Raw genomic sequence first — 20,938 nt, 5'->3', positions numbered from 1 at the left:
GCACAATGCCGCCTACAGGACACCACCGGCGTTCTGAGCGACAGGCATAGGTGTATTCTTTTGTTTTGTACGCGGGAAGGGACGGGGAGACGAGGATTAACTTCATTATACGAACGCCGGCGGCATCCTTATGGCGGCTAGCTGGCGCTAAATGCCGCCTGCAGGACACCGCCGGTGTTCTGAGCAGGGAGGCAGGGGTTCATTCTTTTGTTTTGTACGCGGGAAGGGACGTGGAGACAGGGGTGAATGAGTGTAGGAGAGGTGGTTTACGAACGCCGGCGGCATCCTTATGGCGGCTAGCTGGCGCTCAATGCCGCCTGCAGGACACCGCCGGCGTTCTGGGCAGTAGGTTATAATAGTTCACAAAAAATGGCACATGAAGGAGCAAAAATTTACTCCTCTGGGTTCATTTCAGATAACTGCTTCGGAAGAGAATGGAAACGAGGGTGGAGTTAGGAGGAGGGGGAACAATGTATTTTGATTTTGGGGTTAATTTTTGCGGATATCCGCTTTACAGAATGATTTGTACTTGCTATACTGGAAGAAATTGAAAACAAAGAGGGGATTAATTTGATCGAAATCGGCAGAGAGCATGTGGTTGGTGAATTATCAGAGTTAAATCCTGCTGTAGCCTACTGTCAGAATGGTGATACAGTCGTTTTCCATACCAGAGATTGTTATGACGACAGTGTTGTATCAGAAACCTCCGATCCATTGGCCAGAGCGTATGCCAATCCGGCTACCGGCCCGCTTTATGTCCATGGGGCTGCCAAGGGTGATATTCTCAAAGTTGAAATTCTCGAGATTGAAGTAGCTCCTACCGGAGTAATGCGGACCTCCGTAACGGATGGCGGTTTGGTGGGTATCATTCAAGAGAAAGAGGTTCGGATCTTTTCAATTGAGAAGGGGCGGATCGTTTTTGACGAAAAGTTATCCCTGCCAATCGACCCGATGATCGGCGTGATCGGCACAACCCCGCAGTCTGGCGGAGCAGTCGGCACGGAAACCCCGGGTGAGCACGGCGGCAATATGGATTGTCGCTTGATCCGCCAGGGCAGCACACTTTATTTACCGGTGAATTGCGATGGAGCGCTGCTGGCCATGGGTGATCTGCATGCTTTGATGGCGGATGGCGAAGTGATGATCTGCGGGATGGAATGCCGCGGTAAAGTAACGCTGCGCGTGCAGGTCATCAAAGCAGTGCAATTGCCAACTCCTTTTTTACTGGATGAGGGTGTTGTGATGACAATTCAATCGGCACTGACGCTGGATGCCGCCGCCAGGTTAGCCAGCGAAAAAATGCATGCCTTCCTGATGAAAGCCTGCGGCGTTTCCATCAATCAAGCGGCTATGCTGATGTCTCTCTTGAGCCATATGACCATCTGTCAGGTGGTGGATCCGCTTAAAACAGTGCGTATGGGATTTCCGCTGGCTGTCTTAGAGAAATATGGCTTTCGCTTACCATAAGCAAGTGATCATTTGTTACCGCGAAGGACGGTGACTCAATGGCAGGTTTGGCGCAGAATACCGTGCAGCCTTTGCCGTACGCCTTGGCAAAGGGAGAAGCCCGCTCGGTTGCCTTGGCGAAAGATTGTCTGCGGACCATAGCGAAGCACAACCACAGTGGAAAAAGAATCAACGCAGTCCTGAAATTGAATCCGGAAGCGTTGTTTGAGGCGCAGGCTGCCGACCGGGAACGGGCGACGCAGCATCGCCGCCGGCCGCAGAGGGAGCCGGAGTGAATTTCCGCCTCAGCCAAACGTCATCGCATCCGGTGTGCTGCAAACAATCTTTTGCGTTGGTAAAATCCTATCAAATCGAGAAAGGCAGGAACAGAAATGTATTTTTTTATCAATGATTATGGTGAAGGTGCTCATGCCAAAGTGCTGCAGGCACTGACCGAAACCAATTTTGAACAAACCGTAGGTTACGGTATGGATGAATACTGCAGCCAGGCTGCCGATTTAATTCGCTGTAAGATAGCTTCTCCTCAGGCGGCGGTGCATTTCTTGGTTGGAGGCACCCAAGTCAACCTGACCGTTTTATCGGCCATCATGCAGCCCTATCAGGCGGTAATTGCCGCCAAAACCGGTCATATCTTTGTGCATGAAACGGGTGCGATCGAAGCAACCGGACATAAAGTCCTGGCGGTGGAGACGCCGGATGGCAAACTGACGCCGGAATTAATCCTGCCGGTGTTGCTGGGACATCCGGATGAGCATATGGTGCAGCCGAAGGTCGTCTTTATTTCCGACGCTACCGAAATCGGTACTCTTTACACGCTGGCTGAATTGACTGCGCTGTCGCAGTTTTGTCAAACGCATCGGCTCTATCTCTATTTGGACGGCGCTCGTTTGGCAACCGCGCTGACCGGAGAAGGCAATGATATCAGTTTGCCGGATCTCGCCCGTCTCACCGATGCTTTCTATATCGGCGGCACGAAAAACGGCGCGCTTTTTGGGGAAGCCTTGGTGATCAATCATCCCGCTTTGCAGGAGGACTTCCGTTATTCGATCAAACAGCGGGGCGGCCTCTTGGCCAAAGGCCGTTTGTTGGGTTTGCAGTTTCTGGCTTTACTGCAGGATGATCTCTATTTTCAGATTGCTGCTCATGCCAATCAAATGGCGCAGCGTCTACAGACAGGCATCGCCGCGCAAGGGTATGGCTTCTTGACGCACTCTGCTACCAATCAGATCTTCCCGATTTTCCCCGATGCGATCTTACCGCAGCTGCAGGCTGTTTGCCGTTATGAGGTTTGGGGTAAAGCGGACGCTGCTGATACGGTCGTTCGCTTTGTAACTTCCTGGGCTACCAAAGAAGAAAGCGTAGAGGGATTTCTACAGGCTTTGGCTAAGGTGCGGGCATGACAACCGATTTGCAGACAGAGCGCGTGATCATCCGCCGCTTTCATCCGGATGATCTGATATCTCTTTGATGCAGCCGTGCTGTGCTATGAGCCCTATGCAGTGATGGATTTGGCTGGCTGCCAAGCAGAATTGGCTTTTCACTGCAATAATGCTGATCCTTATGCGGTCTGCTTGAAAGAAAGCGGCAAGCTGATCGGCAACTCCAGTTCGGGCAGCCGTTCTGGCAGGACACCTATGTTTATACCATCCTAGAAGAAAAATGGTTTGCCATGTATCCCGGCAAAGCAGAGACTCTCCCTCTTCGTTGAGTTAAGGGGGAACAAAATCCCGTCTGATTTCCGAATAACGACAAGCTCATTTTTCAAAAGAGCTGCCGCGGGAGACCGGACGGGGTTTTTATCCTTTTTTCAGTGATTCGTTGCTTGAATCGCCGTTTATTCTTGGTGGCGGCCGGCGCTGGCGTCGATCAGGTCGACAGCCGGCTGCAGATAATTCTGTTCGAGCAATTCCAGTTCGCCCCGATCGCAGGCTGCCGCCAAAGCGGGGTCGATGGGGATTTCTCCCAAAACGGGGATTTTGTGTTTCGCGGCCACTTCCTGCAGATGATAGGGACCGAAGACGGAGATTTTTTTGCCGCAATCCGGGCAGAGCAGATAGCTCATGTTTTCGATCAAACCGTAAATTGGGATATTCATCAATTTTGCCATCTTGATTGCTTTGCCAACGATAACAGACACCAATTCCTGCGGAGAAGTGACGATCACAATGCCGTCAATCGGCAGAGATTGAAAAACAGTCAGCGGTACGTCACCGGTACCGGGCGGTAAATCAACAAACATAGTATCGATGCGATCCCAAATGACTTCCGTCCAAAATTGTTTGACAGTGCCGGCAATAACCGGACCGCGCCAGACGACAGGATCTTCCGCATTCTCCAGCAAGAGATTGATGGACATCACAGCGATGCCGGTTTTGCTGTAGACAGGATAGAGTCCAGTTTCATCGGAAGTGGCTTTTGCGGTTAACCCAAAAATACGGGGAATCGAAGGGCCGGTCAGATCGGCATCCAGAATTGCAGTATGGAATCCCCGGCGCTGCATGGCGATGGCTAATAATGAAGTGACCAATGATTTTCCGACTCCGCCTTTGCCGCTGACGACACCGATCACCTTGCCAACCTGACTCATCGGATGGAGCGGCGCTTTTAAATCCTGTGGCTGACGCGATTCACAATTGCTTGAGCATTGTTCACAGTTGTGATCGCAGGTGGTATCATTCATGTGATGCGTCTCCTCTTTTCTTCCCATTGATTATAGAACGCTAAGACAGGAAAGTCAAATCGGGCTAAAAAAGTAAGTGCGGACAGGGACTTTGTTTCCGGTCAAAAAGCGCCGGCTTCCTTGCAATTTCACGGTTTCTCGTTATAATAGAATAAATAAGAGAGGGGAGGAAACGATGAACGATTCACTGCTGTTTACCGCATTGGCCGGTTTTACCCTGATCAATCTGATCGTGCTGGTGGCAGTCTATTCGATGCTGAAGCGAAATCTGACGAGAGAACGCGAGTTAGAAAAGCAATTTCGCGATGTGCTGCAAAATGAATTGCTGCAGGAAGAACGTCAGACCCGTCAGGAAATACAACAAACCATGCAGAATGTTTTCAGCACTTTCAGTCAATGGGTCCGCGACGGTCAAAGCCAAAATACACAGATGCTGGATACCCGTCTTTCCGAATTAAACAAGCAATACAGCCAACGTAATGAAGAAATGCAGCGTCAGATCAGTCAATTAACGCTGCAGACACAGAATCAACTGGCTGAAATGAATCGCAATGTCAATGAAAATCTGACGGCAATGAAGACCGAGAACGGCCGGCAACTGGACTTAATGCGGCAGACTGTGGATGAAAAACTGCAGAAAACCCTGGAGGAGCGCATCGGTCAGTCCTTTCAGCTGGTCAGTCAACGTCTGGAAGAAGTCTACAAAGGCTTGGGAGAAATGCAGACCCTGGCTGTCGGTGTGGGCGATTTAAAAAAAGTTCTGACCAACGTCAAAACACGCGGTATGTTGGGTGAACTGCAGTTGGGCGCTATTTTAGAGCAACTGCTGTCCCCGGAGCAATACGCAACCAACGTTGCGGTCGTTCCCAATACGGCCGAACGGGTTGAATTTGCCATTAAATTGCCGGGTGACGGCAGCGGGACCGTCTGGCTGCCGATTGATTCCAAGTTCCCGGTCGAGACGTATCAAGCTCTCCTGGCTGCTTATGACAGCGGTCAGGCGGAACTGGTGGCTCAAAGCGGTAAAGAATTCGAACGCATCATCAAAACCTTTGCCAAAACCATTCACGATAAGTATATCCGGCTTCCCTTTACTACGAATTTTGCCATTATGTTTCTGCCGGTAGAGGGGCTTTACGCCGAAGTGGTGCGGCACGGTATGATTGAAACCTTGCAGCGGGAGTACCAAATCAATATTGCCGGACCGACTACCATGGCCGCCTTACTCAACAGTTTGCAAATGGGATTCCGGACGCTGGCGATCCAAAAGCAATCCGGTGAAGTCTGGCGGACCTTAGGCGGTGTTAAAGCGGAATTCGAGAAATTCGCCGGTGTCTTGGGGTCAACACAGAAGAAATTGGATCAGGCCAGGGATGAATTGGATAAATTGGTGGGGGTGCGCACGCGAGCGATTCGCAGTAAACTGCGGGAAATAGAGGCGCTGCCGGAGGCAGCGTCCGGTCCGGAGCCGGAATTGGCAGTGAGTGCAGAATCCGAAGCGGAAAATCCACCGCTTGGCGGCGGATAAAAAAATTCCCGGCTGCCGGTATGAGCTTTTCTGGGCTAGTCAAACAGTAAAGGTTCCCCTTTTTTTCGCACTTGTGCTTGCCGAAAAGAAGTGTTAAAATGTGATCAAAATGAGGGAAGGGAAGAATTTAGGATGAATGAAACGATTCAAAGTATGCTGGATCGCCGCAGTATTCGCGCGTTCAAAGCAGAGCAGATTAAAGAGGAAGAACTGCAAACGATCTTAACCGCCGGTTTAACAGCTCCCAGTGCCAATAATTCTCAGCCCTGGTATGTCACAGTCATCCAGAACAAGGAAATCATCGATTGGATTGTTGAAGAGAATAAAAAAGTAATGCGCGCCTCCGGCAATCCGGAAATGGTCCAGCGGGCAGATGACCCTAAAACCCATAATTTTCATCATGCACCAACTGTCATTGTCTTTTCCGCCGAACAGAGCAGAACCCACGGTAAAAGTGACTGTGCCAATCTGGCGATGCAAACCGCTTTGGCAGCTCACAGTATCGGCCTGGGTTCCTGTTATGTTGCTTCTTTTATGCGGGCGTTTGCCGCAGAGAAAGGTTCGGATCTGGTCAAAAAACTGCAAATTCCGGACGGATATTTTCCGGTCTTTGCTCTGGCCGTGGGTTATCCGGATGGTCCGCAGCCTGCCGCAAAACCGCGCAAAGAAAACTGTATCACTTATTTGCGCTAAGCTTTTGAATTTCAGAACCACAAAACCGGCAGCAACAAGAATCTGGTTGCCGCCGGTTTTTTAAAGGAGTTTGAACCGTCTGTCTAGAAAAAATTAGCTATCACGACGATTTAGAAAGGGTGACATGAAATGAAAATAGGATTAATCGGCCTGCCGCTGGTGGGAAAGACCACTCTTTTTAATCTGTTAACAGACGGTGAAGCCGAAATCTCCAAACACTTAAGCGGCCGGACCGAACCAAATTTGGGTATGGCAAAGGTGCCGGATATCCGGATCGACTGGCTCAGCAAACTCTATAAGCCGCGAAAAACCACTTATGCTCAGATTGAAATTACCGACTTGCCGGGGCTTAACCATGAAGGTTCCACCGGCGCTAACTCGTTTTTGGATCGGATTCGGCAGGTTGATGCCCTGGTGCATGTTGTCCGTGCCTTCAAGACAGATGAAATTGAGCATGTGGACGGCAGTGTCGATCCAATTCGGGATTTGAATAATGTCGATGCGGAATTAGTTCTGGCGGACCTTGATTTTATCGAAAAGCGCTTACAGCGTATTCATGACGGTAAAAAAATAACTCCGGAGCAGAACCTGGAACGGACTGCTTTAGCAAAATATCAAACTGCTCTGGAAGCGGAAAAACCGCTGAGAGAAGTTGTTTTAAGCGAAGCAGAAGCTGTTTCCATTCGGAATTATGCTTTTTTCACTATGCTGCCGCAGCTGGTCGTTGTAAACGTCGATGAAGAGCAGTTCAAAGCCAATGATTTCCCTTCCAAAGCGAAGGTGGAACAAACCTTACGGGAGAAAGGCTACGGTTATTTGATGATCTGTGCCGAGATGGAGAACGAAATCGCTCAACTGCCGCAAGAGGATCGTACGCTCTTTATGGAAGATCTGGGCATCGTTGAAGCCGGTACTTATCGTTTGGCACGCAGTATGTATGAATTGGTCCACCTGATTTCTTTCTTTACCTCAGGTGAAGATGAGGTGCGGGCTTGGACCATTACAAAAGGATCGGAAGCCAAAAAGGCAGCCGGTAAGATTCACAGCGACTTGGAGCGCGGCTTTATCCGGGCCGAAGTCGTGGCTTATGAAGATTTGCACACCTATGGGACGGTTGGCAAGTGTAAGGAAAAGGGTTTGCTGCGCCTGGAAGGCAAAGACTACATTGTCAAAGACGGCGATATTTTGAATATCCGTTTTAATGTCTAGTCCCGGCAAACCGCTGACAACGGGATGCGGCGGTTCAAAAAACGAGCCGCGACATACGGTTGCTTACTGGTTTTCTGAACATTCCGCGGGGTGTGCTCAAATTGTTATGCCGCCGGCTGTTTGCAGGAACTCACCCCTCGCGCAGCGAATTTTTCTTTTGGGTAATAGTAAGGGATTTCCTGCGTTTTATTTTTTTAAGAGAACGGAAGGGGAAGATTTAGAATGATCGTTAAGCCAAAGGAAGCCACTCTCGTGGTAAAACAAAGCGTGAAAGGCGGCAAGGGAGCCATCGCCATGCGTCAACTAATGGAGGAACAGGATTTTGCCGGAACCGGTCGCTTGTTCAATGTGATGACGTTAAAGCCGGGGGATTCTGTTGGCCATCATACCCATGAAGGGGATTGGGAGGCCTATTATATTCTGGCCGGCCAAGGTTATTATCTTGACAACGGGAAAGAGTGTCGGGTGGAGGCGGGCGACTTCGCGCTTTGCCGTGACGGCGACAGCCATTATGTTTTAAACGATAGCAACGAAGACCTGGTTCTCCTGGCAATCGTGATTTATTCGGTAAAGAAATAATTTTTTGACTGACTTTACAAAAAGAAGCTGCAGCGGATGCGGCTTCTTTTTGTAAAAAAAGGTAAAATTACGAGACTGTCAGAAATAAGAGAAAGGAATTAAGCAAGTAATAAGAGAATCAAAAAAGACCTATCCAATGCGGCTGAGTTGAAATGAGCTGCATGGATCGTTTATTCCGAAGAATCAATTGAAATAGGAGGAATTAAAATGGGTTTGATTCGAGCAGCAATTTCGGTTGCGGGCAGTGCAATTTCCGATCAGTGGCTTGAAGTGATCGAGCCGGATGCCATGAGTGATACTACCGTGATGACCAGCGGCGTGACGGCACGTCGCGGTGATAAAAGAAATTTAAACCGAAATGCGACAGAAGGAACCATTAATGACGGTTCGGTTATCCATGTTTATCCCAATCAATTTATGATTTTGCTGGATGGCGGCGGTATCGTAGATTTTACTGCGGAAGAAGGGTACTATACCGTCAGCAATGTCGGCAATCCTTCTTTATTCGCCGGCGATTTTGCCGATGTTCTCCAGGATACCTGGAAACGTGTGAAATTCGGCGGCATGCCTTCCGGAAAACAAAAAGTGGTTTATATCAATACACAAGAAATCAAAGGCATTAAATTCGGTACACGCAACCCCATCGGCTATTTCGATAATTTCTACAACGCGGAACTGTTTTTACGGGCTCACGGGACCTATTCGATTAAAATAACCGATCCCATCTTGTTTTATACAGAAGCGCTGCCGCATAATAAAAGCACGGTGGAAATCGAAGAGATCAACGAACAGTACTTCTCCGAATTCATGTCGGCGCTGCAAGCCGCAATCAATCAAATGTCGGTGGATGGTATCCGCATCTCCTATGCTCCTTCCAAGAGTGTCGAACTGAGTAATTATATGGCAAATATTCTGGATATCGATTGGAGAACCAAACGCGGGTTTGATATTCAATCGGTTGGCATCGCCAGTATTTCTTATGATGAAGAATCAGCCAAACTGATCAATATGCGTAACCAAGGCGCCATGCTGAGCGATGCCAATGTGCGGGAAGGTTATATACAAGGCTCCATTGCCAGAGGATTGGAGGCTGCCGGAGCCAACCCTGCCGGCAGTATGTCTGGTTTTATGGGGATTCACATGGGGAATCAGACAGCCGGCGGCTTTATGGCGGCGGCGGCCAATCAGAATATGCAACAGAACGGTACCGCTGCCGTAGAGCCAACAGAATCTTGGAAATGCAGCTGCGGAGCTACTGCCGGCGGGAACTTTTGTTCTGTCTGCGGCGCGGCAAGACCCGGCGTTCCCTCTCATTGCAGCCAGTGCGGCTATCAATTTCAGCTGAGTGAAAAGAACGCAAAATTCTGTCCGCAATGCGGCAAGAAACGATAATCGAACCAAAAGCGCAGGGAACAGGATGGCAGGCTGCGTCACAGCTCTGATCTGAAATTGGCAGCACCTTTGCCAGCCGGAATGCAAAATTGATACGATAAGCGGACAGATTCAGCAAAAACAGCCGCCGCCGCTGCAGTTTTTGCTTTGATTGTACGCTGCGGGAAAAGAGGGTTACAAAGAGGAAAGAGAAGGTAAGCTTTATGAATATTGTTTTTCAGGATTTACCGAAAGACTATCGGGAGTTTGAGACTCTGGCATCGGAGATGATGGAATCACCTTTACATACGGTCGCATTATTCCTGCTTGCTTATCTCAGCTTTGAAGGGAACCCTGAGGAATCGGTTAAAATGATGAATTTGCTCAAAGGAGATAACCCCTTAAAAAAACGGGAAATCATCTACTTAAAGAATGCCAATAAAACCAGAGCGTATATAGCCAAGTCCTACTTCATCGGAGCCACGGCAAACAACCATTATCAACTGATCAAACCGCTGACCTTAGACATTCAAATCGACCGATCTCCGCCGACAAGCGAAGGGATGCAGAAGCTCTATGTCAGAAATGAAAGTTCGGGCAGTGACAGAGTGGTGATCGTTCGCAGAAAAGGCGGGAAATACTTCATTTGGGATTATTCGAACTTACTGTTGGACGTAAAAGATCCAAACGATTTTGAAGGATGGGATTAAGGCAGGTACCTGGCTTTGCCTTGATCCCACCGGCAGTTTGCTGTAAAAAATCACACTCCGGCAAAGAGTGTGAGAGATTCAAGGGATGCTTGTGATTTGAGGCCGGATTGAGGAGGTAATGTTGATGAAAGTCCTGATTCTAAATGGCAGTCCACGGCACAACGGCAATACGGCTGCAGCTTTAAAGGCAGTTCAGCAGGGGATCCTTGAGAAATCAGCTCAAACTGAAATCGAATTCTGCAATGTAACCCAATGGAATATCAAAGGTTGTATTGCCTGCAATATCTGTAAAACGAACGGCGGCATTTGCGTAATGCCCGATGAAACCAATCAAATCATGCAAAAAGTTACGGAAGCTGATCTGCTGCTTTTGGGCAGCCCGGTCTATTATTGGGGGTTGACGGCCCAATTGAAGACAGTGATCGATAAATTTTACTGCCGCAACAGCGCTTTCAGAATCGGCGGCCCCAAAAAGGTCGGTCTGGTGACAGTCGGCGGCGCCGCCCTGGATGATCCGGAGTATCGGCTGATCAGCGGCCAAATCACCTGCATCTGCGAGTATCTGCATTGGTGCCATCTCTTTACCAAGAATATTTCAGCCTATGATGCAGGCGAAGTGGCTGAGAATCAGGCTTTGCTGGCGTCTTTGCGGCTGTTGGGAACAACCCTGGTCTAGTCTGGCAGCTGTCGCGTGAAAAAGCGGCCATGCGCGGAAAATTGCAGCTTTTTTCTTTGTTTAGCTGCCGCAGGATGCCTGCCGGTTTCGGTGAAAAGCGGCAACCAAGTCCAGGATCGGTATAATTCTGCCAGTCAGCACGTTGGCGAATCGTGATAGGATAATAGGTATAGGTACCGCCGGGTGCCGAGCAGCTGGAACAATGGATCGAAAGTCAGCCATCGGGTATTGCTGATCTGTTCCGTATGACCGGCAGACGCCCGATATTGCTTGCTTCCTGAGTGGAAACCTGGCAGACAAGGCTTTTGCTTGGCAGGATGACTTCTTCCGAGCTCAGCTGCCGGATCCTCTGCGGTGAACCAATCTCTGGGAATGAAGCGAAACGTCCTTAACCATGGCTTGCCGGCTGCGCCGCTGCGCAGCCAAAAACCGGCAGCGGGTTGAGACGCTTTTTAGTTTGCGTAATCTGTTGCCGCGACGTTTTGGCGGTTGGTCGCAGAAGCAAAGTCATCGCCTCTGTAAATCAGATCAAGACAATGATCTGATTTACAGAGGCGCTCCGCCCGGAGGTCACCGCTCAGATATCCGCAATGCTGATCGGCTGTGTGACATCCTTTTTATTTATTCTTTAAGTTTTGTTCGAAAAACTTCATCATCCGCGGCAAGGCATCCAGCCAAGTCTTGCGGTAACGGAAGGTATGGCTTTCACCGGGATAATAAATGGCCTGGAAAGCCTCACCGCGTCCCAGGGCAACACAGTCGCGGACCAATTTATCCTGTTGGGTGATATCAACATTTAAATCAGCCGTACCTTGCAGACTGAGCAGGGGTTTGCTGAGGTTGTTTTTGTAGGTGCAGGGCGAGCCGAGTGCCCATAGTTCCGGATGCAATTCCATATCACCCAAAAAATAGGAATCGCCGTCATAATTGCCGTATTCCGCCCGCATCCAGCGACCCCATTGAGCAATGTCCCATAAACCGGCCAGATTGATTCCGCAGGCAAAAACATCGGGATATTGAGTCAGCGCATGCAGAGTCATATAGCCGCCGTAACTCAAACCATAAACAGCAACCTTGGCGGCATCGACGAAATCAAGCTGCTGCAGGTAGCGTCCGCCGTTGACGATATCGATCGTATCATCGATGCCTTTCTTTTGCCAGAGCCCGTGTCGGAAATCACGTCCGTAACCGATGCCGCCTCTGAAATTGGGAGAGAGAACAACGTAACCCTGATTGGCTAAATACTGATTGAAAGCGTAAAAATGGGCATAGGTCGCCGACGGATGCCAACTTCCCCGCATCTGACGCATGGGACCGCCATGCACCCAGACGATGGCGGGGTATTTCTTCCGCGCATCAAAATCGATCGGTTTAAAGAGGAAGGCATCGAGCAGCCATCCCTCCGCACCGGTATATTGAATCGTTTCGCTTTCCACCATTTTCTCGGCCAAACCTGCCGGCATCGAATGGGTCAATTGCCGGCTTTGACCGCTCGCAAAATCATAAAGCCACAAATCGCCATTGCGGCGCTTATCACAGTGCGTATAGACAAAGGATTGACCATCGGGGGCAAAAACCGGTGCAAGATTGCTGACCGCCAGATGCGTCAATTGCTGTTCGCTGCCGGTGAGGGTATCGTAGCACCAGATTTGTCGTTCGATCCGCTGGCTGCGGTTGCTGGCATACAGGAAGTACCTGCCGTCAGGTGACCAATCGGCCCGATCCCCCGCTTGGCCGAAATCTTCACAATGCCCGAACGTCAGCTGAGTCAAAGTTTTGCCGGTGAGGGAGTAGAGATAATGATGCAGATAACCGTCCAGTTCCAAACCCAGCAGCAAATCCTGACCGCCGGGTCGAACTGCTGTCATATATTGAAAATTACAGCTGCGCTCCAGATCCTGATGACTGGTAATTACTTCGATTTGAGGCGTAAAACGTGAAACGATGCCAAGCGGAGTATAGTTTTTCCAGGTTTCCCGGGCCGGTATCGTCACATGATAAGAGCAATATTCAGCGCCGAAAGCACCGCTCAGCAGGAAAATAAAGCTGTCATTGGTCAGCCATTCACCGGAACTGATCATTTTACTGTGTCCGGCAGAACGCCAGACATTGCCGTCTTCCAGAGTACAGATCGCCAGCCACGGCTTTTTAACGGAATCTACCCAGGTATAGAGAAACATACTGCCGTCGGGGTTCCAACAGAAAGAATCATGATGCACTGTTTGGCTGAAACGGCCAGCAAAGACATCGCCCAGTGGTTTGATGTCTTTGCGTAAACCGGTATCTACCTGCAAGAACATCAGCGTCTTTGCATCGGTAAAAGCCAGCCATTCGCCGTCGGGGCTGAAGGCAAGACACCCCATGATACCGCCTTGCCAGGTCAGCTGCTGTGCTGCAGACGGCTGATCGATCTGCATCCGATAGAGCGAGCCGTCCATGACATAAGCAAGTTCATGGCGGTGGGGACGCCATGAAAAATCGGCAACACCGGATTTGGCATGGGTCAGCTGTACAGCCGGCTGTTTTGCTTGCGGATTGATCAGCCAAAGATCATGGACTCCGCCATCATTCCATTTGTAGAGCAGCCATTTTCCGTCATCGGACCATTTGGGTAACCCGCTCAGATATTTCACGGATAAGACATCTTGAATTGTCATTTGATCCATCAGAAGCGAACCCTCCTTCACTTTTGTATACTTCATTTGTATACGATTCACACTACATTCGCTCAAAATGCAGTGAAATCCTGCATAGCTGTCAAAAGAAAGACGAAAAAAGTTCATATCTCCAAGAGGAAAGCGGTTGTAAAAGGGACGGTTTAATGATAAAATGAAATACATCCTTTGCATCAGTGTATTCGTTAGTATGTGGTTTTTTATCAGAATCCACTGAAACAGCAGAACGAAGTGATTAGGGGGAGCTTTATGTTCAGATCAAAACGCAGGATCTCACGCTGGTGGTTGGTTTTAGCGATTTTCCTTGGTTTGCTGATTGGTGGTTTACTGGGCGACTTCATCGGAAATTGGCTGCCGCTGGCACGCCTCGGCCTGGAAATCGGCAATGTGGAGCCATTTATTTTAACGAGTGCTTTGCTTGATCTGAGTTTGCAATTTATGATTCGCTTCAATCTGGGTTCTTTGATCGGACTCTTGATTTCTATACTCATTTTCAGATTATTGGATAAATAGGGAGTAGGCTGATGAAAGCTTTCATCTTAGCCAGCAACTCTCCGCGCCGAAAAGAGTTGCTGCAACAAATTCAGCTGCCTTTTCAAGCCGATCCCAGCAATCTTGAGGAGCTGGTTCCGGCTGGGTTATCGCCGGAACAGACGGTACTGTGTCTGGCACGGCAAAAAGTTGCCGATACAGCGCAGCGGCATCCGGATGCTGTTGTGATTGGAGCGGATACGCTTGTTGTTTTGAATGGCCAATGTCTAGGCAAACCGATCGATCATGATGATGCTTTGCGCATGCTGCACCAATTGGCAGGCAAAACGCATCAGGTCATGACCGGCATCGTTGTACGGGATACCTTGACCGGTAAACAGGCGGAGGCAGTAGAAATCACAAATGTTACGATGGGAGATCCTTCGGAGGCGCTGCTCCGGCAGTATGCAGCCAGCGACGAACCGATGGGGAAAGCCGGCGCTTACGCAATTCAGGGAACAGCAGCCATGTTCATCGAGAAAATTGACGGCTGTTACAATAATGTAGTGGGACTGCCTCTTTATCGTTTGTGCCGCTTGATTGAATTGGTGCAATCTTAAAGAAAGCAGACATAGGTGATACCCAATGGATGAGAACGGTGAAAACAAGAATTATTTTCATCTTTTACCGCAGGAAAGCAAGCCGCGCGAGCGGCTGCAGGCAGAGGGAGTGAAGAGACTTCGCGATGAAGAACTCCTGGCTATTTTGCTGCGTACCGGCTATAAAGGAACTGATGTCATGACCTTAGCAGCAAGGCTCTTGCAGACATATGGCGGCCTGCGTGGGTTGGTTGGCTTGGAGTATCAACAATTATATCAGGAAAAGGGACTGGGTAAGGCAAAAGCAGCCGAATTGGCCGCTTTGCTGGAGATTGCCTTGCGGATAGCAGCACCGCAAGACCAGCTCATCCTGACATGTCCTGACGAGGTTGCTGCTTTTTTAATGCCTTTGCTGCGGCAGGAGAATCAGGAGAAATTCCTGGTGCTTTCCTTGAACAGCAAGAATCAGCTGATTCATCAGGATGTCGTCTTTATCGGTACGCTCAATTCCACGGTAGTGCATCCGCGTGAAGTTTTTAAATCGGCGCTGCAGCATGCCGCAGCCGGAATTATCGTTGCCCATAACCATCCCAGCGGCGACCCGACTCCCAGTGCGGAAGACATGAAAGTGACGCAAAACCTGGTAGAAGCGGGTAAAGTGATGGGGATTCCCTTGCTGGATCACTTGGTGATCGGACATGGAAAATGGCTTAGTCTGCGCGATTGCAAGAATTTTTAATTTTCTTGCGGTCAATTCGTTCCGTTGGAAGAGACAGGTTTTTCTGAGGGAGGCTTCAGTATGCAAAATCAAACGCCAAAAAAGGATCGTTTCACTTTATGGATCATTGCAGGCGTTATTTTGCTTTGCTTAATGATAGCTTTTGATGTGCGGACCAGCAGTATCAGCAGTACGGTTCAGGGTGTTACCCGTGATGTTTTGGCTCCTATGCAAAAATGGTCGGCTGAAATCCTTGACTGGTGGAGAGAATCCGTTGATACGCTGCGTTCCCTGCAAACATTAAAAGAAGAAAACGCGGAATTGAAAGAACAAAATGATCTCCTGCTGCAGGCTTATTCCCGAATGCTGACAGTGGAAGCGGAAAATCAGCGGCTGCAGCAAATGTTGGATTTTAAACAAACCAATTTACAATATGAAATCGAAATCGCCAAAATCATTGGCTGGCCTGCTTCGAATTGGTCCAGCCGCTATATCCTGGGGCTGGGCAGCAAGGATGGAATATCAAAGAATATGGTGGCTGTTTCTACTTCGGGTCTGATTGGTAAAATTGTTCAGGTGACGGAAGCCACCGCCGAATTGATGCTGCTGACTGATGAGCTTTCCTCGGTTGGAGTCCGCATTCAATCCAGCGGCTGCCTCGGTATTGTCAGCGGAAACGGAGCCCAGACACCGACCTTAACCATGTCTTTTATTTCATCCGATGCGGTGGTGAAAGAAGGAGATTTGGTAGTCACTTCCGGCTTAAGCGATATATATCCGGAAGGTCTGGTGATTGGCAAAGTCGTCCGTTGTGCAGAGGAAGCATCCGGTATGCATCAGACGGCAGAGGTCGAAATGATTTCTGATTTCTATAGTCTCTATGAAGTGATGATTTTGCGCAATGTGCAATCGGTACCGACGGTAACCGCCAACAATAACCTTGCAAGCGGGGTGCCGCAGTGAAACAAAAGCTATTTTGGCTGCTGATTATCGTCGTGTTCTTATTGCTGCAAATCCTTGTCTTGCCCAATTTTTTCTTGGGAAGACTGAAAGTCGATTTGATGCTTTTATTGGTGATTGCTTTTGCTTTACTAAAAGGATCAAACGAAGGTATGATTTTCGGTTTGACAGCCGGATTGCTGTGCGATTGTTTGATTGGACAGCCCTTCGGTCTGCAAATCATCATGAAGGCACTCTGTGGTTTTGCAGCGGGGAAATTGCATGACATGTATATTGAAAATCAGCTGGGAGTTCCGTTGCTGGCTGCTTCCGCTTTGTTTTTACTGGCTGAACTTTTCCAGCGTATTTGCTATTGGCTGTTTTACGGTGGCGTTTTTTGGCCAAAAGGTTCTTATTGGACGGGAATCGGTATTTTATTTCTGCAGCAATCGGTGGTTTTTAGTTTGATTTATTACCTGGTGCGTTATTTATTGCGCTGGCAGTCGCGCAGGGAAGCGCTATTAAAGAAATAAGCTGGTGATGAAATCATGAATCCGGAGTATCTTGCCGAAATGGACAGCCGCAGACGGTTTCGCTTTATCGTGATCTGCCTTGTCGCGGTTGGGGTTCTGTTGATCGGCAGACTTTTTTATCTGCAAATCGTGAAGGGGGAGGAATATGATTCCTCATCTCAAGGAAATCGGATCCGAATCCTGACCGTGCTGGCGCAGCGCGGCGATATCTACGACTGCAATGGCAAATTGCTGGTGACCAGCCGAGCCGCCTATTCCGTCAGGATGATCGATTTAGGCGAAGAAAAAGTGCGGCAATCGGCCGAACTCCTGGCAGTTTTACTGAATCTGCCGGTAGAAACTATTCTGGATAAAGTGAATAACCGGGAAACAAAGGCGGAACCTGTCAATGTTGCCGTAAATGTGGATTTTACTACGGTGACGCGGGTGAAGGAACAAAGTGAAAGTCTACCCGGCGTCTATATCGATAGTCTGCCGATTCGGGAATACATCTACGGCGCGACACTTGCTCATGTTTTGGGTTATATCGCGGAGATTTCTCAGGAAGATTTGGATGGTTGGGCTGCCAATCAAGGCTATAAAGCCGGTGATTTAGTCGGCCGTGCCGGATTGGAACGCTCCTATGAGTCGGTTTTGCGCGGTAAGGACGGCGGTTTGGTTGTGGAAGTTGATTCACAGGATAACCTCATCCGTGTTCTGGAGCGAATCGAGCCGGTGGCCGGCCGGGATCTTCATCTGACCGTGGACATCGACTTGCAGCTGACAGCGGAAGAATGTTTGGAAAAATCGCTGACGACGATCCGCCAGCAGGTATGGCCTTCCTATCAGGCTTTGTCTGCCTACAGCGGCTCTCTGGTCATGTTGGAAAATGAGACGGGTCGGATTTTAGCGATGGCCAGTTATCCTGATTACGACCCCAACGATTGGGAATTTGGTGTTTTGACAGAGGAAGGGAAACGTCTGCAATACTTGATTGGTTCAAAAACCTATCCCAATGCGATGATGAATCGCACGGTCTTGGCAGCTTTGGCTCCGGGTTCCATTTTTAAACCGATTACGTTGGCAGCGGCTCTGGAGTCCGGCGTCTTACAGCTGGACGAAACAGTCGAATGCAAAGGGTATTACGATACTTTGGACTCGGTCAATCCACCCAAGTGCTGGGTTTATCCCAACAGCCATGGCTGGCTGACCGGGACACAGGCCATCTCCCATTCCTGCAACAGCTTTTTCTATGAAATGGGGCGCCGGGTCGGTATTGATCGGCTGGATTATTATGCTTCGCTTTTCGGCTTGGGAGAGGATACCGGTTTCAAGGATTTATTATATGAAGCGGAAGGTGACTATAGTTTTACCCATCGTTCCAACCCGGAATATAAACTCTGGGCTTCGGAAAATGGCCTGATTGCCGATGAACCCTGGTATGAGGGGGAAACCATTTTCTCCGCTATCGGTCAGGAATTCAGCGCATTTACACCCCTGCAGATGGTGGATGTGATGGCTCAACTCGCCAACAAAGGGGAGCGCTATGCTCCTGCTTTGGTCGATTATATTCAAAATGCCGACGACAGCATTGAACAGGTTTATCAAAAGACTTTGATGGAGAGCATTGAACTGAAAGACTCTACTTGGAATGCCATTCAGGAGGGCCTGGTTGGGGTAACCAAAGCGGGAGGCACTTCCGAGACCGCCAGCTTCGGAACGCAGGCGGCACTTAATCTGTGGCAAGATTTACCTTATGATGTAGCGGCAAAAACAGGTACGGCACAGGTCGCCAATGATCCCTATGATTTAAAGTCAGATGCCTGGTTTTCGGCTTATGCACCGGCAGATAATCCAAAGATTGCCATCACTATGTCGGTTGAAGCCGGACGCAGCGGCAGCTCCGCCTGTGCGCCGACGGTATCCCAATTGATCCGTCAGTACTTTGGCAATACCAAATTGAATTTACAGTTCATCAATTAGCGGCAGAAGCGGTTATTCGCCACGATCGGGGGGGGTGACAAAATGGGTAAAATTTATGCGATTGTTTCCGGCAAGGGAGGCACAGGCAAAACGACAGTGACTGCTAATTTAGGCGCGGCTTTGGCTATGCAAGGCAAGAAAGTCCTGTTGATTGACGGTGATGCCGGTTTACGAAATCTGGATTTGCTGCTTGGTCTGGAAACGGAGGTTTCTCTGGATTTCTCCCATGTCATCCAGCATATTTGTCCGGCAGAGAAAGCGATTTTAACTGTACCGTACTTCCCTACGCTGTTTTTCTTAGCGGCAGCAGAAAAAACAACAGAGTTTCCAGTCTTTGAAACAACGGAATTGCTGCGGCAGCTGCGCGAACAGTATGATTTTATCCTGCTTGATTGTCCGGCCGGGTTGGGAGATTTTTATCGTCTTGCCACCAGTCAAGCGGATGCTTTCATTTGCGTCACGATTCCGGATATTGCTGCTGTGCAAAACGCCAGACGAACTTTGCAGGAAGCGGCGCGCCACAGCAGCGCTGAAATCTACCTGATCATCAACCGGGTTCAGTTTCAGGTCATGCATCGCGGCGAAATGCTGGATATCGAGAGCATTTGCCAGATCATCCCTGCCATGCTGCTGGGGATTGTTCCTGAAGATGCCGGTTGTACGCGAGCCGCCAATCAGGGAGAGTTATTGGTATTGTCCGATCAATCGGCTGCTTCACAGAGTTTCCGCAGAATTGCCCGCCGCTTACTGGGAGAGAAAATAAGCTTCCCCAGACAGGAAAAACAAATTCAGGTCAGACGCGGGTTTTTTACCCAACTGATCGGCTTATTCCACAAAGAAAGCGAATTTCATGAGTAAGGTGAGGATAAAGAGATGAATTTTTTTCATTTCGATCGACGGTTATTGAAAAATGCAGATTGGCAGCTGATTGGGATCATGATCCTCTTTTTGATTGTCAGCAGCTTTGTGATTTACAGTGCCAGCCGTGATTTAGTAGAAGACCAACCTTATTATTATATTATTCGTCATCTTCTGGCTATGTTTTTGGGAATGGTGCTCTTTTTTATGAGTGCGATGGTTGATTATTCGATCTGGAATCATTTCAGCCGCTGGGTATATGGGATTATGATCGGTCTTTTAATTTTGGTCTTGTTGCTCGGGCGGGAAGGAAACTACGGCGGACAGTCTTGGATTCCGTTAGGTCCTTTGAGTTTACAGCCGGTCGAATTAGCCAAAATTATGCTGAGCCTGACCTTGGCAAAACTTTTGCTTGATGAGAACCGCTTAAAATCGATTCGTTGTCTGGGACCTTTGCTTTTGCTGGTGTTGGTTCCTTTGGGTTTGGTTTTATTGCAGCCGGATCTTGGTTCCGGTCTGGTTTTATTGGCGATCTGGCTGGGCATGGTGTTTGTGGCTGGACTTGATTGGCGCTATATCGCAGCTGTGATCGCGGCAGGCTGCGCGTCAGTTCCGCTCCTATGGGGCCATTTGGAAGAGTATCAAAAAGTGCGGCTGCTGATTTTTACCAACCTGGAATACTATAAAACAAATTCGGCTTATGGCAAATATACCTGGCAGTTGATACAATCCATGATCGCGATCGGTTCCGGACGGCTTTGGGGCAAAGGGTTTTTACAAGGAACGCAGACACAATTGGAGTTTTTACCGGAAAAACATTCGGATATGATTTTCTCATCCTTAGCAGAAGAATTTGGCTTTGTCGGAGCCAGCCTGATGATTGTCCTCTATCTGATCCTGATTTACCGCATTTTTTTCATCAGTTTTCATGCCGAGGACCGCTATGGAAAATTGATATGCGCCGGTATCGGCAGTATGCTGCTGTTCCATTTATTGATCAATGTCGGTATGACTTTGGGTGTGATGCCGGTTACCGGCATCCCCTGGCCCTTGATGAGTTATGCCAGTTCGAACCTAATGGCGGTTTTATGGGGCTTGGGTATTGTCACTTCGGTTGCTATGCGCAGCAATAAGACGTTGTTCCATAACTAGGGACAACGCTTTTTTTGCCCAGCCGGAAAGAGCAAAAACCGAACAGAAAACTTGCTGGCATATCGGCAGACAATCGGTTATAATGCGAATTATAACTGCGTTCAGATTAACGGCATGG

20 protein-coding genes are annotated in these 20,938 nt (G+C 49.0%); 18 read left to right on the top strand and 2 right to left on the bottom strand.

What is annotated here, in order from left to right:
* Positions 1 to 570: 570 nt before the first annotated feature.
* The 3 genes from LLG09_08315 (at position 571) to LLG09_08305 (ending at position 2,867) form a co-directional block, all read left to right on the top strand.
* A complete protein-coding gene (locus LLG09_08315; protein MCE5197112.1) occupies positions 571 to 1,467 on the top strand; it encodes an acetamidase/formamidase family protein in 897 nt (298 codons plus the stop codon).
* A 38-nt stretch (positions 1,468 to 1,505) separates the two neighbouring features.
* Positions 1,506 to 1,742, top strand: coding sequence for a hypothetical protein (locus tag LLG09_08310; protein MCE5197111.1), 237 nt, complete (start codon positions 1,506 to 1,508; stop codon positions 1,740 to 1,742).
* A 96-nt stretch (positions 1,743 to 1,838) separates the two neighbouring features.
* Positions 1,839 to 2,867: a threonine aldolase gene (locus LLG09_08305; protein ID MCE5197110.1), complete on the top strand. Its 1,029-nt coding sequence runs from the start codon at positions 1,839 to 1,841 to the stop codon at positions 2,865 to 2,867.
* Between the two features lie 434 nt (positions 2,868 to 3,301).
* Here LLG09_08305 and LLG09_08300 read toward each other — a convergent pair whose 3' ends face one another.
* Positions 3,302 to 4,147 carry an Mrp/NBP35 family ATP-binding protein gene (locus LLG09_08300; GenBank protein ID MCE5197109.1) on the bottom strand — a complete coding sequence of 282 codons (846 nt, stop codon included), beginning with the start codon at positions 4,145 to 4,147 and terminating at the stop codon, positions 3,302 to 3,304.
* A gap of 175 nt (positions 4,148 to 4,322) precedes the next feature.
* On the opposite strand from LLG09_08300, the gene rmuC reads away from it, so the two are divergent.
* From rmuC to LLG09_08265, 7 genes are all read left to right on the top strand, one after another.
* The gene (gene rmuC / locus LLG09_08295; protein MCE5197108.1) at positions 4,323 to 5,675 is read left to right on the top strand and encodes a DNA recombination protein RmuC; all 1,353 of its coding nucleotides are present in this window, start codon (positions 4,323 to 4,325) and stop codon (positions 5,673 to 5,675) included.
* Positions 5,676 to 5,807: 132 nt separating this feature from the next.
* A complete protein-coding gene (locus tag LLG09_08290) occupies positions 5,808 to 6,368 on the top strand; it encodes a nitroreductase family protein (GenBank protein MCE5197107.1) in 561 nt (186 codons plus the stop codon).
* A 129-nt stretch (positions 6,369 to 6,497) separates the two neighbouring features.
* The gene (gene ychF / locus LLG09_08285; protein MCE5197106.1) at positions 6,498 to 7,577 is read left to right on the top strand and encodes a redox-regulated ATPase YchF; all 1,080 of its coding nucleotides are present in this window, start codon (positions 6,498 to 6,500) and stop codon (positions 7,575 to 7,577) included.
* A 222-nt stretch (positions 7,578 to 7,799) separates the two neighbouring features.
* Positions 7,800 to 8,156 (top strand): cupin domain-containing protein, encoded by a 357-nt coding sequence (locus tag LLG09_08280; GenBank protein ID MCE5197105.1) that lies wholly within the window; start codon positions 7,800 to 7,802, stop codon positions 8,154 to 8,156.
* A gap of 207 nt (positions 8,157 to 8,363) precedes the next feature.
* A complete protein-coding gene (locus LLG09_08275; protein MCE5197104.1) occupies positions 8,364 to 9,548 on the top strand; it encodes an SPFH domain-containing protein in 1,185 nt (394 codons plus the stop codon).
* A 203-nt stretch (positions 9,549 to 9,751) separates the two neighbouring features.
* Positions 9,752 to 10,237, top strand: coding sequence for a hypothetical protein (locus tag LLG09_08270; GenBank protein ID MCE5197103.1), 486 nt, complete (start codon positions 9,752 to 9,754; stop codon positions 10,235 to 10,237).
* A gap of 124 nt (positions 10,238 to 10,361) precedes the next feature.
* Entirely contained in the window at positions 10,362 to 10,913 is a 552-nt protein-coding gene (locus tag LLG09_08265) for a flavodoxin family protein (protein ID MCE5197102.1), read from the top strand.
* Positions 10,914 to 11,530: 617 nt separating this feature from the next.
* On the opposite strand, the gene LLG09_08260 is transcribed toward LLG09_08265, so the two are convergent.
* The gene (locus LLG09_08260) at positions 11,531 to 13,579 is read right to left on the bottom strand and encodes an alpha/beta fold hydrolase (protein ID MCE5197101.1); all 2,049 of its coding nucleotides are present in this window, start codon (positions 13,577 to 13,579) and stop codon (positions 11,531 to 11,533) included.
* 258 nt (positions 13,580 to 13,837) lie between these two features.
* Here LLG09_08260 and LLG09_08255 point away from each other — a divergent pair, with 258 nt between their 5' ends.
* Genes LLG09_08255 through rodA form a run of 8 tightly spaced genes read left to right on the top strand, consistent with a single transcriptional unit; the run spans position 13,838 to position 20,820 of the window.
* Entirely contained in the window at positions 13,838 to 14,101 is a 264-nt protein-coding gene (locus LLG09_08255; GenBank protein MCE5197100.1) for a hypothetical protein, read from the top strand.
* 11 nt (positions 14,102 to 14,112) lie between these two features.
* Entirely contained in the window at positions 14,113 to 14,679 is a 567-nt protein-coding gene (locus tag LLG09_08250; GenBank protein ID MCE5197099.1) for a Maf family protein, read from the top strand.
* 25 nt (positions 14,680 to 14,704) lie between these two features.
* Positions 14,705 to 15,397, top strand: a complete 693-nt coding sequence (gene radC / locus LLG09_08245; protein ID MCE5197098.1) for a DNA repair protein RadC — start codon at positions 14,705 to 14,707, stop codon at positions 15,395 to 15,397.
* A 60-nt stretch (positions 15,398 to 15,457) separates the two neighbouring features.
* Positions 15,458 to 16,339, top strand: a complete 882-nt coding sequence (gene mreC / locus LLG09_08240; GenBank protein MCE5197097.1) for a rod shape-determining protein MreC — start codon at positions 15,458 to 15,460, stop codon at positions 16,337 to 16,339.
* A complete protein-coding gene (mreD, locus tag LLG09_08235; protein MCE5197096.1) occupies positions 16,336 to 16,848 on the top strand; it encodes a rod shape-determining protein MreD in 513 nt (170 codons plus the stop codon). The genes mreC and mreD overlap by 4 nt, the downstream gene beginning before the upstream one ends.
* Before the next feature lie 15 nt (positions 16,849 to 16,863).
* Positions 16,864 to 18,810 (top strand): penicillin-binding protein 2, encoded by a 1,947-nt coding sequence (gene mrdA / locus LLG09_08230; protein MCE5197095.1) that lies wholly within the window; start codon positions 16,864 to 16,866, stop codon positions 18,808 to 18,810.
* Positions 18,811 to 18,852: 42 nt separating this feature from the next.
* Positions 18,853 to 19,668 (top strand): septum site-determining protein MinD, encoded by an 816-nt coding sequence (minD, locus tag LLG09_08225; GenBank protein MCE5197094.1) that lies wholly within the window; start codon positions 18,853 to 18,855, stop codon positions 19,666 to 19,668.
* A gap of 15 nt (positions 19,669 to 19,683) precedes the next feature.
* Complete coding sequence (gene rodA / locus LLG09_08220; protein ID MCE5197093.1) at positions 19,684 to 20,820, top strand: rod shape-determining protein RodA; 1,137 nt, start codon at positions 19,684 to 19,686, stop codon at positions 20,818 to 20,820.
* The last annotated feature ends 118 nt before the right edge of the window (positions 20,821 to 20,938 follow it).

It is taken from the genome of Negativicutes bacterium (assembly GCA_021372785.1).
Taxonomy (GTDB): Bacteria; Bacillota; JAAYKD01; order JAAYKD01; family JAAYKD01; genus JAJFTT01.
Note: the sequence above shows the minus strand (reverse complement) of the source record. Positions and strands in the feature narration are given on the sequence as shown.

Bases quoted from the DNA above. Each gene is read 5' to 3' on its own strand.
- LLG09_08270 (MCE5197103.1), top strand. From the start codon at position 9,752: ATGAATATTGTTTTTCAGGATTTACCGAAAGACTATCGGGAGTTTGAG.
- LLG09_08310 (MCE5197111.1), top strand. From the start codon at position 1,506: ATGGCAGGTTTGGCGCAGAATACCGTGCAGCCTTTGCCGTACGCCTTG.
- rmuC (MCE5197108.1), top strand. From the start codon at position 4,323: ATGAACGATTCACTGCTGTTTACCGCATTGGCCGGTTTTACCCTGATC.
- LLG09_08275 (MCE5197104.1), top strand. From the start codon at position 8,364: ATGGGTTTGATTCGAGCAGCAATTTCGGTTGCGGGCAGTGCAATTTCC.
- minD (MCE5197094.1), top strand. From the start codon at position 18,853: ATGGGTAAAATTTATGCGATTGTTTCCGGCAAGGGAGGCACAGGCAAA.
- LLG09_08255 (MCE5197100.1), top strand. From the start codon at position 13,838: ATGTTCAGATCAAAACGCAGGATCTCACGCTGGTGGTTGGTTTTAGCG.
- ychF (MCE5197106.1), top strand. From the start codon at position 6,498: ATGAAAATAGGATTAATCGGCCTGCCGCTGGTGGGAAAGACCACTCTT.
- mrdA (MCE5197095.1), top strand. From the start codon at position 16,864: ATGAATCCGGAGTATCTTGCCGAAATGGACAGCCGCAGACGGTTTCGC.
- LLG09_08250 (MCE5197099.1), top strand. From the start codon at position 14,113: ATGAAAGCTTTCATCTTAGCCAGCAACTCTCCGCGCCGAAAAGAGTTG.
- LLG09_08280 (MCE5197105.1), top strand. From the start codon at position 7,800: ATGATCGTTAAGCCAAAGGAAGCCACTCTCGTGGTAAAACAAAGCGTG.
- LLG09_08260 (MCE5197101.1), bottom strand. From the start codon at position 13,579: ATGGATCAAATGACAATTCAAGATGTCTTATCCGTGAAATATCTGAGC.
- mreC (MCE5197097.1), top strand. From the start codon at position 15,458: ATGCAAAATCAAACGCCAAAAAAGGATCGTTTCACTTTATGGATCATT.
- LLG09_08265 (MCE5197102.1), top strand. From the start codon at position 10,362: ATGAAAGTCCTGATTCTAAATGGCAGTCCACGGCACAACGGCAATACG.
- rodA (MCE5197093.1), top strand. From the start codon at position 19,684: ATGAATTTTTTTCATTTCGATCGACGGTTATTGAAAAATGCAGATTGG.
- radC (MCE5197098.1), top strand. From the start codon at position 14,705: ATGGATGAGAACGGTGAAAACAAGAATTATTTTCATCTTTTACCGCAG.
- LLG09_08290 (MCE5197107.1), top strand. From the start codon at position 5,808: ATGAATGAAACGATTCAAAGTATGCTGGATCGCCGCAGTATTCGCGCG.
- LLG09_08300 (MCE5197109.1), bottom strand. From the start codon at position 4,147: ATGAATGATACCACCTGCGATCACAACTGTGAACAATGCTCAAGCAAT.
- LLG09_08305 (MCE5197110.1), top strand. From the start codon at position 1,839: ATGTATTTTTTTATCAATGATTATGGTGAAGGTGCTCATGCCAAAGTG.